This window comes from Cupriavidus sp. 01L45 (assembly GCF_056399885.1).
This window is the reverse complement of record NZ_JBFTSG010000040.1, coordinates 26812-43632: the sequence shown is the minus strand read 5'-3', so window position 1 is coordinate 43632 and position 16821 is coordinate 26812. Positions and strand designations below refer to the sequence as shown.

The window sequence follows — 16821 nt, the reverse complement described above, 5'->3', positions numbered from 1 at the left end:
ATGAAGCCGTACATCGTCGGCATTGACCTTGGCACCAGCAACACGGTCGTCGCCTATGCGGAGGCGGGGTCCGAGCAGATCCGCGTCTTCGATATCGATCAGCTGGTCAGCCTGGGAGAGGTCGCCGCGCGGCCTCTCCTGCCATCCGTGCGCTACCACGCGGCGCCCGGCGAACTCAACGGGGCCGACCTGCAGTTGCCGTGGCAACATGCCGCGAGCGCCGGAGCGCGCCGGACCGTGATCGGCCGCCTCGCGGCTACGCTGGGCGCGCAGGTGCCCGGCAGGCTCGTGGCCAGCGCGAAAAGCTGGCTGTCGCATGCCTCGGTCGACCGGACCGCGCCGATCCTGCCGTGGGGGGCGGACGAAGAGGTCGGCAAGATCTCGCCGGTGGCGGCCAGCGCCAGCTATCTGGCCTACGTGCGCGCGGCATGGAATCACCGTTTCCCGCAGGCTCCGCTCGAAGAACAGGACGTGGTGCTTACCGTGCCCGCCTCCTTCGACGAAGGCGCGCGCGCGCTGACGCTGGAAGCGGCGCGCATGGGCGGGCTGCCCGCCCTGCGCCTGCTCGAAGAGCCGCAGGCTGCGTTCTACGACTGGCTGTTCCATCATCGCCAGACACTGGAAGCGGACCTTGCGCAAACGCGCCTGGTGCTGATCTGCGACGTCGGCGGCGGCACCACCGACCTGACCCTCATCAAGGTGGAGATGCAGGACGGGCAGCCGCAACTGACCCGCATCGGCGTGGGCAATCACCTGATGCTCGGCGGCGACAATATGGACCTCGCCCTGGCGCATCTTGTCGAAGCGCGTCTCGCCACGGCGGAGACACGGCTGTCGGCGGCCAGCCTGTCGCAGCTCGTCGCGCGCTGCCGCGCCGCCAAGGAGCAGCTCCTCGGCGCGCAGCCGCCGGACTCGGTCACGGTGACGCTGCTGGGCGCGGGCTCCCGGCTGATCGGCGCGGCGCGCTCGGTGGAAGTGACGCGGCAGGAAATCCAACAGCTCATCGTCGATGGATTCTTCCCCGCAGTGTCGTCCAGTGAACGGCCCGGCCGCGCACGGGGCGCCATTGTCGAGTTTGGCCTGCCCTATGCGGCCGACCCGGCGGTCACGCGGCACGTTGCGGCCTTCCTGAGCCAGCACGCCGCGCAGTCGCAAACGGCACTGGGCGCGGCGCAGACGCTTGATGGTGCGCTGGCGATGCCCGATACCCTGCTGCTCAACGGCGGGGTGTTCCGCGCCGATGCGCTGGCGGGGCGCGTTGCCGGCACCCTGGGCACCTGGCGCGGTGCGCCCGTGCAGGTACTGCACAACGACAACCCCGACGTAGCCGTTGCCCGTGGCGCGGTAGCGTACGCGCGCGCCCGTACCGGCCAGGCGCCGCGCATCGGCGGGGGATCGCCGCGCAGCTACTTCCTCGTTCTCGACGATGGCGCGCAGGGGCAGCAAGGCATCTGCCTGTTGCCGCGAGGCACGGAAGAAGGCCACGAGATCCATCTGGAGGATCGCGCCTTCGCCCTGCGGCTCGGGCATCCGGTGCGCTTCCACCTGGTTTCCTCCGTCGCCGACACGGCCTATCGGCCGGGCGAGCTGACCGATCTGTCGAAGGGCGACTTCGTTCGCCTGCCGCCGATTGCCACCGTGGTGCAGCCGCGCGGCGCGAGCGGGCCCCGGGAAACGCCGGTGCAGCTCACCACGTCGCTGACCGAGGTCGGCACGCTGGAGGTGCACTGCATCGACATGGCGGATGCCTCGCAGCGATGGCTGCTCGAATTCCAGCTGCGCGCCAACGGCACGGCAGCGCCCACGCCCGCTGAAACGCCGGATATGCCAAACGCAGCCTTGCCGCAAGCGGTCGAAGCCATCGACCGTACCTTCGGCGCGCGCTCGCAAGACGTCGGCCCCAAGGAGGTCAAGCGGATGCGGGCGCAACTGGAACAACTCCTGGGCACGCGCGAGCGCTGGGACAGCGCCCTGCTTCGCGAACTGTTCGGCACGTTCTGGGAGCGCGTGCGGCGGCGGCGGCGCACGGCCGACCATGAACGCCTGTGGCTGAACCTGGCCGGCTACTGCGTGCGGCCGGGGTTCGGCTACCCGCTAGACGACTGGCGCGTCGAACAGCTCTGGTCGCTGTACGAGCAAGGGATCCAGTACGTCAACGAAAGCCAGATCTGGTCGGAGTGGTGGACACTCTGGCGGCGGGCGGCGGGCGGCCTGGACGAGAGCGCGCAACTGCGCTTGCTGGATGACATGGCCTTCTATCTGCAGCCGCCCGGCAGCACGCGATATAAACGGCCTGCCGGCCCCGCGAGGGCCGGCTACGCCGACATGGTGCGCCTTGCCGGGTCCCTTGAGCGCATCCCGGCCGAGCGCAAGATCGAACTCGCCGAATGGCTGCTGGCCCGGCTGCGCAAGCCCTCGGAAAACAGCCAGGGCTGGTGGGCCGTGGGCCGCATCGGGGCACGCCGGCCGTTCTATGGCAGCGCGCACAGCGTCGTGCCAGCCGAGGTCGCCGCGCAATGGCTGGAAGCGATTCTTGCGCTCGACTGGAAGAAGGTCGAGCCGGCCGCGTTCGCCGCCGTCCAGATCGCCCGCATGACGGGCGACCGCTCCAGGGACCTGTCCCCCGAGATCCGCGCGAGCGTGGTCCGGCGGCTGGAAGCCGCCCACGCACCGCAAAGCTGGATCGCCATGGTGCGCGAAACGGTGGAACTCGATGAGGCCGACGAGGGGCGCGTGTTTGGCGAGTCCCTGCCCGCCGGGTTGAAACTGATCGTGGGTTGATCCCCACCGGGAACGCCATGCCAGATCCGGGTGCCGCGTCTTGTCGACCACATCGCCGCCTGCCTGGCGAACGGGGGCGAGGGGCGCGGCGCGTTCCGTACGCGCGCCAGCCTGATATCCGCCCCGCTCTGACCCCGGTTATTCGGACTTCCCCGGCAGTTCGATGATGCCGCCGTCGTGGCCGTCCATCACCACCACCGCATCGCCTGCCCAGTGCACTTCCGCCACCGGCACGCCGGACGCAGGGGTCTCGCCGACCTGCATGCCATTGGCTGAATACACCCGGACATAGCCGTTCACATAGTAGAGCTTGTCCGATCCCTGCCCAGGGGTGGACATTGTCGGGATCAGGTTCATCCAACTGAACAGTTTGTACTTCTGATAGTAGAACGCCTGGTTCGGGCTATATACCCTGGCCCCATGAGGCACGCCGTAGTACAGGTAAAGATACGATGGATAAGCCAGGGCGGCGACCGCCACGGCGAAGCAAACAAGGCGAATCCGTTTTTTCATTGTTTTCCAGGCTCGCTTCGAACCGTGCCTCCGAAAGGATAGCCAGGGTCGGGTGAAATGCGTTTGCGCCGGCGCGCGGCTCAGCTTCTTTTCGGCGCCGGACTGAAGAGATACGGCACCACCGCCAGCGCTACCACCACCGCCGCGGTGAGGAAAATCGCGGCGTAGGTCTTCGAGACCGGCCAGCGCTGCAGGTCGCCCATCCGGGCAATCATGCCGAACCCCCACGAGGTCAGCGCCGAGCCGAGGAAGACGAACGTGTTGAGCACGCCGAGACCTCTCCCGCGCGAAGACGGCGGAACCAGGCCACGCCCCTGCGCCATGACCAGCGGATGCAGCATGCCGATGGTCGACAGCAACGCCATCAGGCCCACGCCGGAAACCATGCCGCTCGCAGGCCAGATGGTCAGCAAGATCGCACCCGTCATCGCGAAACAGGACCATGCCGCGATGGTCGTCTTGAGCGAGCTGCGCCGCACCAGCACAGGCAGGAAGAATGCGGTCAGGAACCCGCTGACGCTGAGCAAGGCCAGCGCGACGCCACGGGCGCCGGAGTCGAGGCCATACACATTGGCCAGATAGGGCCCGCTCCACGCATTGCGGAACGCCGTGCCCGCCGACATGGCGACGCACATCGGGATGAGGGTCCACAAGGGCGCGATGGCCAGCAGCTTCGCGCTCTGCGAGAGCATGGGCCACAGCGGAACATGGCGGGCCTCGGCGTGCCCTTCGTCCCGGACGAAACGCCAGACGCCGTAGCAGGCGACAACCATGCAAAGCGCCGCGAAGGACATGGCAACACGCCAGCCGAGCAGGTGCATGGCCCACCCGAGCGGCGCCGTTGCGCACAGTGCGCCAATCATGCCCGTGGCGTTGGACTGGCTGACAACCCTGGTGTAGTTCCTTTCGGAGAGCTGCTCGGAAGCGAAATGCAGCAGCCCCATGAAGACCGGTGCGCAGGCCAGTCCAAGCCCCGCCTGGGCAAGCATGGCGACCGTGCCGTTGGGCGCGGCCGTAAACAGCAAGGAAGACACCGCGCCGACGGCAAGAAGAAGGGCCGTGGGCTTGCCCACGCCATATCGGTCGAAGGCGATCCCGACGGGAATCTGCGCGACCGCGAATGCCAGGAAGAAGCAGGAGGACAAGCTGCCGAAACCCGCGGCGGTCAAGCCAAAGTCATGCTGGAGTTCGGGCGCCATCACGGCCAGGCAGCTGCGATAGAACTGGCTTAGCGCAAAGGCGAAGGTCAGCAGGACAATACCGCGCCGGGCACGCCGGGCCGCCGTACCGGCGCCATGCAATGCACTCTCCTCAGGCAACGCGGAGGAGAACCGGCGATTGCGCCAGTAACTGACCGGATTTTTCAACTTGAAATCTCTTGACGAAAACCATCAACCTTTGGCGGGGCCGACTCTTGAAAGTGCCTGCGCGCCCTGCGTGCCCGAAGCTTGCATGGCGGGCCGCCGTTCAGGTTGAAAGAGCGATATTCTACGCGGCCTCCCGATCATCTGCCGCCGGCATTGGTGTTGGCGGCTTGCAAAACAGGGCCGGACAGGCGTCCGGCGACGCGGGAACGGGCTGACAAGATAAGCGGCCCGCCCGTGGAGACTATGCGCCAGCGGTAAACAGCGCCATCGCGGCGATGCCGGCAATGATCAGGATAGGAACCGCCCAATACTGCATGGGGATCCAGAACAGCGTATGGCGCTTGCGAAGCTCGACGGGTTCCTGGGTCTTGGGATCGACCAGGATGCGCCCGGGGCGGGAGTTGAGGCGGCGCCCGAGATAGAAGACGGCCACGGCGGACAACATCAGTGCAACGACAATCGTCGCCACGTTGGAAAGATTCAGCACCGAGCCCAGCAGGCTCATGACAAGCATGACGGCAAGCGGAACGATGACAACGAGAAAACCTAAACCTTGCCAAATCAACAACATTAAATGCTCCAGCTCAATGGATATAAGAATGAAATGCCCCGGTCGGGCGGCATTGCCGGTGAATTATATCGATGAGACGGATTGAGCACAAACCAGGATTCCGATGAAATTGGAGAAGGTGGATCCTTTGTCCACCCCCTTCCATACCCTTGCTTGCAAGCTTCGAACGAGGCCCGGCACGCGTTGATCCGGACCACCTTCCGCTTCAGAAGCCGACGTTATTGCGCCCCTTCAGTTTCAGCAGCGACCGCGCTTCTTCCGGCGTGGCGACCTCGAGCGACAGCGCCTCGATCACACTGCGCGCCCGCAGTACCTGCGCGGCATTGCTGTGCGCGAGCCTGCCGGGGCCATCCCACAGGGAATCCTCCAGCCCGACGCGCACATTGCCGCCGACCGACGCGGAAATCGCCGCCAGCGGCATCTGATGCCGTCCGGCGCCCAGCACCGACCAGACGTAGTCACTGCCGAACAGCCGGTCCGCGGTACGGCGCATGTGCATCAGGTCCTCCACATGCGCACCGATGCCGCCCCGCAGCCCGAACACGGACTGAATCAGCAGCGGTGGCGTCAGGAGCGCGCGATCGAGGAAGTGGGCCGCCGTGTAGAGGTGCCCGATGTCGTAGCACTCGATCTCGAACCGCGTCTGGTTTTCACTGCAGGACTGGAGAATGTATGCGATGTCCTTGAACGTGTTCCTGAAGATGCCGTCGTAGCTTCGCTCCAGGTAGGGACGCTCCCACTCGTGCCTGAGGTCCTTGAAGCGGTCCAGCAATTCGTACAGGCCGAAGTTCATCGTGCCCATATTGAGGGACGCGAGTTCCGGCCGCAACTGCGGCGCGGGCTGCAGCCGCTCCTCGACGCTCATCGTCGGCGCGCCGCCCGTGGTCAGGTTGATCACCACATCCGAAGCCGCCTTGATGGCCGGTGCGAACCGGCGAAATAGCGCCGGGTCCTGCGAAGGACGTCCATCGCCGGGATCGCGCGCGTGGAGGTGAACGATGGCGGCGCCGGCCTGCGCGGCGCCAATCGCGCTCGCTGCAATGTCCTCAGGCGTGACAGGCAGATGGGGCGACATGGATGGCGTGTGGATGGACCCGGTAATGGCGCAGGTGATGATGACTTTGTTCAAGATGCTTCCTCGTCGGGAAATGGGTTCGAGCGGGCCTTGTCCCGCCTGGCGAAGCCGGACTGCGCCTGCCGTTCCCGGACATGCCCATACCCGCGCACGCTGGCGGGCCAGGCCAGCAGTTCCCGCAAGCGCTCGGCGGGCCATTGCACCGCCACCTGTTCAATCGCGTCGAGGTCTTCTTCGTAGGCATCGCGCACGCGGCGATTCAGTACCGCCTCCGCGCCGCGTGCGAACGGGTCGAGCCAGCTGCCACGCAGGAAGCGCACGCCGGCCAGCATGCGGAACATGGGACGTATCCAGCCGCCAACGCGTGTCTTGCCGACCTTTCCGGTAAGTTTGTCCAGCTTGCCGAAGGGGCCGCCCGCCAGATGGAAGCCAATCTTGAACTCGCCTTCGAACGCATCGCGCAGGGACTGCAGGAACTCGGGCCTGGCATACAAGCGCGCCACCTCGAACTCGTCCTTGACCGCAAGCACGCGAAAGTACTGCGTCGCCACCTGACGGACCAGGGCCTCGGCGTCGCTGCGGCCTGCCAGCGTGCGCTGGACCGCCGCGATCCGCTTGCGGTAGCGATCGGCAAGCGCCGTGTTCTGATAGCCGACAAGTCGCCGGGCCCGGTCCTCGATCAGCCCGGCCAGCGATCCGCCCGCCGTCATCTGCATCCGGACCACCTGCACGGGCGCCAGCAGCCGCAGTACCGCCGCGTTGTCATGCGCGAGCCACCGGCCTAGCGCGAACGCCTTCTGGTTGGTGGCGGCCGCCACCCCGTTGAGTTCGATGGCCTTCTCCATCGCGGGCCGCCGCACCGGGATCGCGCCCTTCTGCCAGGCGTAGCCAAGCAAAAGCATGTTCGAGAGAATGGCATCGCCAAGGAGTTGCCGCGCCAGCGCCGCCACGTCGATAAATTCGGTTCGCCCGCCCAGTGCCGCGGTCAGCCGCTGCCTGAGACCTGTCTCATTGGCCGACCAGTCCGGCTGGCTGGTGAAGTCACTGGTGGGAACGATCTCGGTATTGACGAAGGCGCGCGCCAGCCCCGGACGCAACCGCGACAGGGCGTCGGCGCCGGCCGCGACGATCAGGTCGCATCCCAGCAGGACATCGGCTTCGCCGCTGCCGATGCGCGCGGCGTGCAGCAGTTCCGCGCTGGGGGCAATCCGGATATGCGACCCGACCGCACCGTACTTCTGGGATAGTCCGGTGATGTCCAGTGAACTGCCGGCCTTGCCATCCAGGTGCGCCGCCATGGTCAGCACGGCGCCAATGGTCACGACGCCGGTGCCGCCGATGCCCGCCACCAGGATCGACGCCGGTTCGAAATCGCCCGGGATGGCGGGGTCCGGCAGCACGGGAATCTTCAGTTCGCCTGGCGTGCCGCCCTTGGCTTCAGGCCGGCGCGGCTTTGCCCCGTCGAGCGTCACGAAGCTCGGGCAAAAGCCGCGCACGCACGACATGTCCTTGTTGCACGACGACTGGTTGATCTGCCGCTTGCGGCCCAGCGCCGTCTCCAGCGGCTCGATGGCCAGGCATCCGGACTGGTCGCCGCAATCGCCGCAGCCCTCGCAGACTTCGGGGTCGATATAGGTCCGCACCGGCGGGTCGGGCAGCTTGCCGCGCTTGCGCAGCCGCCGCGCCTCCGTGGCGCAGGCCTGGTCGTAGATGAGCACCGACAGCCCGGCGTATTCGCGCAGCTCGCGCTGCACGGCCTCCAGCGCCGCGCGGTCGTATACCGGCACGTCCAGCGCTGCGCGGCGGCGCTGGTCGTAAGCCGTCACGTCATCCGTGACCACGACGAGCTTCCTGATCCCCTCCGCGCGCAACTGGGCGACAGCCTTGTCGACGCTCAGCTCACCGTCGACCGGCTGGCCGCCCGTCATGGAGACAAAGCCGTTGAACAACAGCTTATAGGTCATCCGCAGATTGGCTGCCAGCGCCTGGCGGATCGCCAGATAGCCGGAATGGAAGTAAGTCCCGTCGCCCATGTTGGCGAAGACATGGGGCTCGTTCGTGAACGGCGCCTGCCCCATCCACATCATCCCCTCGCCACCCATGTGCGAGACGGTGTGCGTCTTCTTCGGGTCGTTCAGCATGGCAATGGTGTGGCAGCCGATGCCTGCCAGCGCCCTGCTGCCGTCCGGCAGCCTGGTGGACGTGTTATGCGGGCAACCCGCGCAAAAGCTCGGCCGGCGCAGCGGCGCGGCAGGTTCCGCCGCGCTCGTCAATGGCGCATTCGCATCCGCCACGGCCTGCGCCGGCAATCCCAGCAGCCGGTGGATGGCTTCGGCGATCTGGAGCACCGTCAGTTCATTGCAGATGGGCAGCACCGGGGCGCCCCGCGACGCGGACCACTCAGGCGCCCCGTCGAACTTGCCACGCACCACGGGCGCCCGCGCCATGCGCGCATCGAAGAGGATGGATTTCAGTTGCGACTCGAGCAGCGGCCGCTTCTCCTCGATCACCAGGATGGTGTCGAGACCCTGGGCGAAGGCGCGCACGATTTCGTCTTCGAGCGGCCATACCATGCCGATCTTCAATACGCGCAGCGACGCGCCGTGCGGACTGGCAGCGTCGATGCCGAGCCGCTGCAAGGCTTGCATCGTATCGGCGTAGGATTTGCCGGCGGTGACGATGCCCACGCGCGCGGCCGGGGCAGGCCACACGAGCCGGTTGAGCCCCGCCGCCCTGGCGAACTGGACGGCTGCCGGCAGCTTGTGCACGTACAGCCGCTCTTCCGCGACCGGCGCCATTTCGAAGGCGCGAATATGCAGGGGCCCGTTGACAGCGGGCAATGCACCGATCGGGCCGTGCTGCCCCACCTCGACTTCGCTGGCGGATTCCACCACGTCGGTCACAAGCTTCATGCCCACCCAGCATCCGCTGTGGCGCGACATCTCGATCCCCCGCAAGCCGAAGTCGATGATGTCCTGGACGTTCGCCGGGTACAGCACCGGAATGCCTGCCGCGATCAGCGAGAAGTCAGACTGGTGCGCGGTGGTCGACGACTTCGCGCTATGGTCGTCGCCCGCCAGGACCAGCACGCCGCCGGCGGCACTGGTGCCGGCCAGGTTGCCGTGCTTCAGCGGATCGCCGCTGCGATCGACGCCCGGCCCCTTGCCGTACCAGATGCCAAACACGCCTTCCACCGTGGCGCCGGGAAAAGTGCCGACGTATTGCGTGCCCCAGATGGCAGTGGCGGCCAGGTCCTCGTTGACGCCGGGCTGGAAGCGCACGTTCATTGCCTGCAGCAACGGCTGGATGCGCCACAGCTCCATGTCGAGCCGCCCCAGCGGCGATCCGCGGTAGCCGGAGATAAAGCCCCCGGTATTCTTGCCCAGGCGCGCATCGATGCGGCGCTGGTCCAGCGCGATGCGCAGGATCGCCTGGTTGCCGGTGAGGAAGACCTTGCCGGCGAGTTGCTCGAAGCGGTCGTCCAGCCGGGGCGACGGCAACGCCGTTGGCTCCGTGCGCGCGTTCATGGCTGACCGCCTGTGAGTACCCGGTTACCGCTGGCACGCGGAATAAGACAAGCCGTCATCGAAACGAACTCCGTGATGAATGATTAAGGTATCGATGGCAATCAGAAGCGCTGCGAGTACTGCACGCCGATGCTCTGCTGCCGCGTCGACAGGGTTTCCCGGCCGGCTACCGTGGGATTGCCTGAAAGTTGTGTGGCAACGGCCGAACCCAGTGCCGAGCTGCCGGTGGTGGTGTAGCCGGGAGACAAGGAGTAGAAGACCGACCATTTGCTGTTCGGCCCGGTCGCATAGCCAAGTCCGAGCGTGTAGTGCCGGCGGAACGTGGCAGGCGAGGTGACGTTGCTGGCCGTGTCCTCATCCGCGTAGGCCGCACTGTTTAGTGAAACGCCCCCCGACACGTGCAAGGCGGGGGTCACCTGGTAGCGCACACCGAGCTTGAAGACATTCATGTCCTTCCACCCATTGCCCGGGCCGCCGCCGCTGCCGCGCAAGGCGGTGCCGTCGAAGGGGCGATTGCCGAGCCCGGACGTTCCCGAATAGTTGATGCGCTGGTAGTCGAAGAGAAAGGACAGGTCGGGCGTGGGCGACCACTGCATGCCGGCCAGCATGTTCTCCGGAATATCCAGGCGGCCCTGGTCCGCCAGCAAGCCCTCATATTCCGTGAGCCGTCCCATCCGGATACGGGGCGAGTACGCCGCGCCGAAGCTGAGCGTATCGCTGGCACGCCAGTAGGAACCGATGCGCATCCCCACGCCGAACGAGGACGCCGTGCCCTGGTTGGTCAGGTGGTCCGGCGCCGCCGATTGCGGGGCCAGCGCCTGCAAACCCTCGGCACTGAACAACTGGGCCGCGATCAATAGCGAGAAGCCGACCGAGACCGTATCGGAAACCCGTGCGGATACCGTTGGCGCTATCGTCAACTGCTGGATGGTGGTGGTGGCCCTGCCGTTGCCGCATAGCACATTGCCACGGTAGGTGGCGCCGGGCGCCGCCGGCGGCGGTGCGAGGCAGGTTGTGGCGCTGCCCGTGAAGTAGGTGCCCGCGCCATTGCTATAGCCGACGAGGCTCAGCGACAGGTCGGGACCGATCATCTTGCTGACCGCCATGTCGGCAAGCGGCACCCAGCGGTTCGCGCTATCCGCGCGGGTGTCGAGCACGCCGGTCAATGGCGGCGGCAGGCCCGCCGAGCGGCTCATGCTGGTCCGGCCGTTGGTGGCGATCAGGTTGCCGTCGAAGCGGTTGCCGGCCCATACCGTGGTAGCGGGATTGCTGGCGCCACCAAACGCATCGCGCGTCGATGCGGCGGCGGCACCGGCCACGCCGCGCGCTTCGGCGCCGTAGCCAATCTGGAAGTAGCCGTTGTCGGCAAGCGCAAGCGCGGGGCACAGTGCTGCCGCGGACGTGACGATCCACTGTTTCGAATTCACTGCTGTCTCCATTGTCATTGTTATGGCCGCGGGAATGTCTCTGCCTCCTCGCGGGGGGGCTTGATGCGATCAGTGGCCGGTGATCAGATTGGTCAGGACGCCAAGTCCGGCGATTTCAACCTCGACCCGATCGCCGTCGTGCAGGAAGCGCCACTGCTCGATGCCGGCGCAGTTCGGCACGCATCCGGYGGCGAGCAGCTCGCCACCGTGCAGGGTCTCGTTGGACGATGCATAGCTGACGATGCGGTCGATGCGATGGGTCATCCCCGAGGTGCTGCCTTTGCCGCGCACCTCACCGTTGACGCGCACGATGACGTCGAGCGCATGCGGGTCGCCGATCTCATCCGCGGTGACGACCCAGGCGCCGAGACTGTTGCTGCCATCGAAGTCCTTGCCCTTGGCCGGGCCCGCGCTGGGCCGGGCGCGCATCTCCTTCATCAGCTGCGCGCGTTCGGAGAAGTCGTTGAAGATCACGTAGCCGAACACGTGCGACATCGCCGCCGCGCTGTCGATGTTCTTGCCCGGACGCCCGACGATGACCCCAAGCTCGGCCTCGTAGTCCAGCCTGGTGCCCGGCGCGGGCCGGCGCACCCTGTCCCCGTGACCGGAAAGATTGAGGCGCGCGCCTTTGTAGTACATGGGCGTCTCAAAGAAGGCCTTCGGGACTTTGCCCGCGCCCAGCATGCGCATCAGCAAACCTGTCAGCGGGCTGACGCCATGCGCCATGACCTGCCGGAATGCATTGCTGAGATGCTGCTCGTACACGCTGAAGCAACGGATCTGCGGGGGACGGTAAGGAACCTGGAGCCGGACCTCCCCCAGCGCATGGACCCCCGGCGCGCGGCCCGCCCCGGCGCCTTCCGCCGCCAGTTTCCGAATGGCCGGCAGCGTCTCATCCTGATGCTCGATCAGCGCCAGCAGGGAAGCGAAGCGCGCGTCCCCTGAAAAGGAAGCGGTCACGTCCAGCACGCGGCCGCCCGAAAGCGAGAGCCCCACATGGCTCGCCACGTCCGCCGAGGAAAACGTACACAGTCTCACGGCCTTGACTCCCTCAGCGCAACGTCAGGAACTGGCGGCTGGTCACCTCGCCGGGCCGCATCAGCAGGCTGTCGGGTTCGCCCGCCTTGTAGCGTTCGAGCAAATGCTCCGGATCGAACTCGACGCCGATCGAGTTTTCGGCGAAGGCGCCCGAGCGGAACCAGGCCTGCAGGTCTTCCGGCGCCGCGAAGTTGTCAACCTGGAGTTCAGCCTGTATGCCGTCGGGGTCGCGGTAGTACAGCGACGTGGTCGGCCCATGGTTGATGCACCATTCCGGCTTGAGGGCGTGCGCCTTCAGGCGTTCATAGGTGTGAAGCAGGTCGCCGAGCGAGCCGAAGGTGAATGCCACATGGTCCAGGCCCGTACTCTCGCGCCGCTTGGGCTCGAAATTCGCGGCGTTGATCAGCGCCAGGCGATGGTGCTCTTCGTCGTAGGACAGGAAGCAAAGCAAGGCATTGCGGAACATCACGCGCGCGCCCAGCACGATGCTCCACCAATGGATCGCCTCGTCAAAGCGCCGCGTGGTGAGCACGATATGGGCGAGCTTCGCCGGGGGACGCGCGTCCGGGTCCGGGCAGGGGATAGGAAACTGGTCCATGATGTCGCTCATTGCCTCTCCTTCGTGAGGTGTGCCGCGCTTGCGGCGCTGGTGGTGATGGTGGTGATGGTGGTGACGGACTGGGAAACCAGGCGGGTGACAACGTCCCGCAACGCCGCCCGGGGATCGGCGCACTGACGCCGGCTGCGCCAGGCCACGATGCCGTCGCCGCGCAGCAGCACGGCGCCGGACTCGTCGATCTCCAGCGCCGCGGCGAATGCCGACGGGTTGATGCGAAACTGCGCGGCGTCGCCGCTGCCGACAAGCGGACACGCCACCTCGATGCCCCAGTCGGAATGCAGTTGCGACAGGGCCGCCTGCCAGCGCACGCGCTCCTTTTCGTTGACCAGCAGCGTCATCGGTGCGCGCCGCGCCAGGTCCCGCGTCGAGAGTGACTCGCCATCGCGTTCGCTCCAGAGATGGGGAACCAGCGAGCCGGGACTTGTGCTCGGCCAGTATTCGGCGCCGGCATGGGGAGACTGAGGGTGCGGATGCGGCTCGCGGCAGACGAATCCGACCGAATGCGCGTAGCCGAGATCGGTGCCCAGCGTCACGAACACTTCGCGCTGCTTGTCGATCGCCCTTCGCACTTTTTCCCGGGCCTCGGCGCCGCCGGGCTCCGCGGCCGCCAGATGGCCCAGCGGCTTCAGGCCGGCGCCCGTCACGGTACGGAACAGCCCTCGTGCCGCGCGCCTGGGCAGCATGCGCACCCACGCGGACCGGGAAAGCGCGGACAACGTCTTGAAGCCCGCAGGCTCCACGCCAGCCGCACGCAACACCGCGTCGGACAGTTCGCTCAGTTGCAGCGTGCGGCGCGCATGGGCATCCGCGCTCGCGGTCCGCTCGGCGGCATAACTGGACAACAGCCCTTGCGCGAGGTCGCCGCGGACGAAGCCGCCCAGCAGGATCTGCAGCCGCCACGCCAGGCTCGCCGCATCCTCGATGCCATGGTTCATGCCAAAGCCCCCGATGGCGGAGAATCCGGCGGCAGCGTCGCCTAACAGCATTACCCGGCCCACCCGGCAGGTCTCGGCGCGCCGCAGCGCCATGGCCCATGGCCGGACCGACTGGACCTTGACGTCGATGCTGTCATCGCCGATCGCCGCCCGCACCAGCGCCCGCGCCCGCGCGGCCGGCATCTCGCCAGCCGGCTCGATCTCCGGCAGCACCGCCGTCGACAGGACCCAGTCCTCGTCGTCGGCGGTGTGGGCCGTAAGCGTGCCCACCACCCGGGGGTTGAGGATCCAGTACAGCGGGCTTGGCCGCGACGTGTTCAGCCTGTCCAGCCGCGCACGGAAATGGATCTGCGCGACCGCCTGCAACGGCGTCTCGGCCGACCGCACCCCGAGCAGGCGCCGCACGGTGCTCTGCGCGCCGTCCGCACCCGCGACGAAGCGCGCGGTGCGCCGCACGCGCCGGCCGCTGCGCAGTTCGCGCAGCGTCAACACGCATCCGTCATCGTCTTGCGACAGCGCCTCCAGCTCGTATCCCGCCAGGAACTCGATCCGCTCGCTGCCCGCAACGCGCTGCCGCAAGATCGGATCGGTCACGTTCTGGGACAGGTGCAGCGGGCGGCAAGGCCCGCTGCCCAGCAGGCGCGCGGTATGCACCGGGTCGTTGCCGATCGGCACGCAGCGCCCGAGATCCACCCCCGCCAGCGACGTGCACCACGTGATGTAGCGAAGCTTGAGCGGCGCCGAACTGATCTCGCGCAGCGCCTCGGCAAGTTCGGCATCGATGGAGCGGATCACCTCCATCGCGCGGGCAGACCAGACGTGTCCGCGCGGATGCGTATCCGCATTCGGCTGGCGCTCGATCAGCACGCTGCGGATGCCGCGGCTGGCGAGGAGCAGGGCCAGCACGGAGCCTGCCGTGCCGGCGCCGACGATTGCAACGGGGGTGGGATGCCCACCCTGGCCGAGCGGCGCGGCTTCGGGATCGTGTGTCACAGGTAAACCTTCGCGAGAGTGTTGATGAGTGCCTGCGCGGCGGGGCGCGGCGACAGCCGGGAGCCTTGGCCCGGACCGGACGCGCTTACGAGACAGGCGCGACAGGCCGTGCGCCGGATGGCAGCGGTTCGCGTGACGGGACGGGGACTTGAAGCACCCGGCAAAGGGCGCCGAGCACGTCCTCCAACCGCGCGTCCGTCGCCGCCGCATGCCGCCAGGCGATGTGCCCATCGGGGCGCACCAGGATGGCGGCGTCGGGCAGCCCAAGGTTCCATGCGGATAGTTGCGGCCTGTCGGCGTGATGCGTGACGGCGTCGAGGTCCACGCCGTGCACGGCTACGCCGCCAAGCTGCTGGCTCGCTGACTCGGCAAGTCCGGCGCACGCCTTGCCATGGCGCCCAAAGCCGGCGAGCAGGAAGTGCCCATGGCCAACCAGATCGTGCGAAGTGGCGGGCGACCCCGGCACGCCTTGCAGCCGGAAATGCGGCAGCCGCGCGCCCGGCGTGAGCGACTGCGCCACTTCGAGTACGGGATTTGACGCCATCGGGGCCGCCGCGCCGCCACCGCAGACCGCCGCGCTCCGGTACACGTAGCCCAGGTCCAGGCCGAGCGTGTTGAAATGCTCCATCTGCGCCTCGGCGGCCAATTGCACGTTTCGCCGGATGCCCGCGAACCCGGGCGTAGCCGCCCGTTGCACTTTCCGGGTCCGCGAGTCGATCGGTGCGACCAGCAGGCGCTTCACGGCGGAGCGCAGCGCGGCGGGCAGCGCGCGGGCCGGCGCGCTGGCGCGCAGCCGCGCCAGCGTCGGCAGCTTGTCCTCATCAAGGCCCAATGCCGCGGTGACCTGCCGCATCTTGCGGTGGTTTGCCACGCTGACGCGGCTGTTCGTCTCGGCGACAGGCTTGCGCTCGTCGCCATAGGTATCGAGCAGCCCCGGGCCCGCCCACCCCTTCATCACGCAGGCCAGCTTCCACGCCAGGTTGTGCGCGTCGGCGGCGCCCGTGTTCAGCCCGAGCCCGCCGGTGGGCGGGAAGCGGTGCGCGGCATCGCCCACAAGGAAGGTGCGCCCCTGGCTGTATGGCGCGGCAATGTGAGCCTGCATCGTCCAGTTCGACAGCGACGTGATGCGCAACGGCAAATGGCGGTCGCCGAGCGCTGCCCGGAGAATGCGCTCGCAGCGGTCCGGCGGAAAGTCGGCCGGCGATTCGTACTGCGGAAAGTACGGTGTCATGAAAACCGAGTAGCGCGCCGCATCGTGCACGATGAAGGTGCCGGGCGCCGCGGCCGACAGGACCCAGAAGAGGATCGACGGACTGTCCTTGACCAGATGCCGGATATCCGCCTCGAAATTGATGGTGATGAGATGCGCCAGGTTGGTCTCCCCGACCATGGGCAACCCCAGGCTGCGGCGTACCGGGCTGCCGGCACCGTCGGCCGCGATCAGCCAGTCGCTGCGCACCCGGTACGTCTCGCCGGTCGCGACATCCTTCACCGACGAAACGGCGCCGTGCCCGCTGTGCTCCGCGCCCTGCCAGGCATGGCCGAAGCGCGTCTGGCAGCGAACGCGGCGCGACACCTGGGCAAACAGCAGGCGCTCAAGATGATGCTGGGGAATATTCGCCGTGCGCTTGCTGCTGGCGGCCTCCATGCTGGCGAGGTAGCCGGCGCTGCCGATATCGATGCGGGCCAGGTCCCCTTCGGCAAGGTTTTGCCGCCATGTCACGAAGCGCGCTTCGGCGGCATGGGTCGTGATACCCGCCAGTGCCTCGTCGGTGACGCCGATACCGGCCAGGATCTCCTGCGTCCGGGTGTTGATGACATGCGCCTGCGGCGCGAGATGCAGGTCATCGCGCTGCTCGACCAGCAGCGACTCGATGCCCTGGTCCGCCAGCAGCGCCGCCATCAGCATGCCGACCGGGCCAGCACCTACGATCAATACCGGAACATCCAACTCGCGCATCCCTGCCTCCCAATG

General features: G+C 67.3%; 11 protein-coding genes. 1 reads left to right on the top strand and 10 read right to left on the bottom strand.

The features are described from left to right. Entirely contained in the window at positions 1-2781 is a 2781-nt protein-coding gene (locus tag AC1DT6_RS25650) for an Hsp70 family protein (RefSeq protein WP_441628364.1), read from the top strand. Between the two features lie 138 nt (positions 2782-2919). On the opposite strand, the gene AC1DT6_RS25645 is transcribed toward AC1DT6_RS25650, so the two are convergent. The 10 genes from AC1DT6_RS25645 to AC1DT6_RS25600 form a co-directional block, all read right to left on the bottom strand. After that, a complete protein-coding gene (locus tag AC1DT6_RS25645; RefSeq protein ID WP_441628362.1) occupies positions 2920-3294 on the bottom strand; it encodes a hypothetical protein in 375 nt (124 codons plus the stop codon). An 80-nt stretch (positions 3295-3374) separates the two neighbouring features. After that, a complete protein-coding gene (locus AC1DT6_RS25640) occupies positions 3375-4613 on the bottom strand; it encodes an MFS transporter (protein WP_441628426.1) in 1239 nt (412 codons plus the stop codon). Between the two features lie 289 nt (positions 4614-4902). After that, complete coding sequence (locus AC1DT6_RS25635; RefSeq protein ID WP_441628360.1) at positions 4903-5232, bottom strand: hypothetical protein; 330 nt, start codon at positions 5230-5232, stop codon at positions 4903-4905. 205 nt (positions 5233-5437) lie between these two features. Continuing rightward, positions 5438-6361 carry a 3,5-dioxohexanoate:acetyl-CoA acetone transferase gene (gene kce / locus AC1DT6_RS25630; protein ID WP_441628358.1) on the bottom strand — a complete coding sequence of 308 codons (924 nt, stop codon included), beginning with the start codon at positions 6359-6361 and terminating at the stop codon, positions 5438-5440. Beyond that, entirely contained in the window at positions 6358-9834 is a 3477-nt protein-coding gene (locus AC1DT6_RS25625; protein ID WP_441628356.1) for an indolepyruvate ferredoxin oxidoreductase family protein, read from the bottom strand. The genes kce and AC1DT6_RS25625 overlap by 4 nt, the downstream gene beginning before the upstream one ends. 101 nt (positions 9835-9935) lie before the next feature. Next, the gene (locus AC1DT6_RS25620) at positions 9936-11261 is read right to left on the bottom strand and encodes an OmpP1/FadL family transporter (protein WP_441628354.1); all 1326 of its coding nucleotides are present in this window, start codon (positions 11259-11261) and stop codon (positions 9936-9938) included. A gap of 69 nt (positions 11262-11330) precedes the next feature. After that, a complete protein-coding gene (locus tag AC1DT6_RS25615) occupies positions 11331-12299 on the bottom strand; it encodes a fumarylacetoacetate hydrolase family protein (protein WP_477114994.1) in 969 nt (322 codons plus the stop codon). 13 nt (positions 12300-12312) lie between these two features. Next, complete coding sequence (locus tag AC1DT6_RS25610; RefSeq protein WP_045240902.1) at positions 12313-12909, bottom strand: VOC family protein; 597 nt, start codon at positions 12907-12909, stop codon at positions 12313-12315. Beyond that, positions 12906-14846, bottom strand: a complete 1941-nt coding sequence (locus AC1DT6_RS25605) for an FAD-dependent monooxygenase (RefSeq protein ID WP_441628350.1) — start codon at positions 14844-14846, stop codon at positions 12906-12908. The genes AC1DT6_RS25610 and AC1DT6_RS25605 overlap by 4 nt, the downstream gene beginning before the upstream one ends. 85 nt (positions 14847-14931) lie before the next feature. Next, on the bottom strand, positions 14932-16806 hold the full coding sequence (locus tag AC1DT6_RS25600) for an FAD-dependent monooxygenase (protein ID WP_441628348.1): 1875 nt from the start codon (positions 16804-16806) through the stop codon (positions 14932-14934). Between the last annotated feature and the right edge of the window lie 15 nt (positions 16807-16821).

Coding starts and splice junctions, on each gene's coding strand:
- AC1DT6_RS25650 (WP_441628364.1), top strand. CDS start 1: ATGAAGCCGTACATCGTCGGCATTGACCTTGGCACCAGCAACACGGTC.
- AC1DT6_RS25645 (WP_441628362.1), bottom strand. CDS start 3,294: ATGAAAAAACGGATTCGCCTTGTTTGCTTCGCCGTGGCGGTCGCCGCC.
- AC1DT6_RS25635 (WP_441628360.1), bottom strand. CDS start 5,232: ATGTTGTTGATTTGGCAAGGTTTAGGTTTTCTCGTTGTCATCGTTCCG.
- AC1DT6_RS25625 (WP_441628356.1), bottom strand. CDS start 9,834: ATGAACGCGCGCACGGAGCCAACGGCGTTGCCGTCGCCCCGGCTGGAC.
- AC1DT6_RS25610 (WP_045240902.1), bottom strand. CDS start 12,909: ATGAGCGACATCATGGACCAGTTTCCTATCCCCTGCCCGGACCCGGAC.
- AC1DT6_RS25600 (WP_441628348.1), bottom strand. CDS start 16,806: ATGCGCGAGTTGGATGTTCCGGTATTGATCGTAGGTGCTGGCCCGGTC.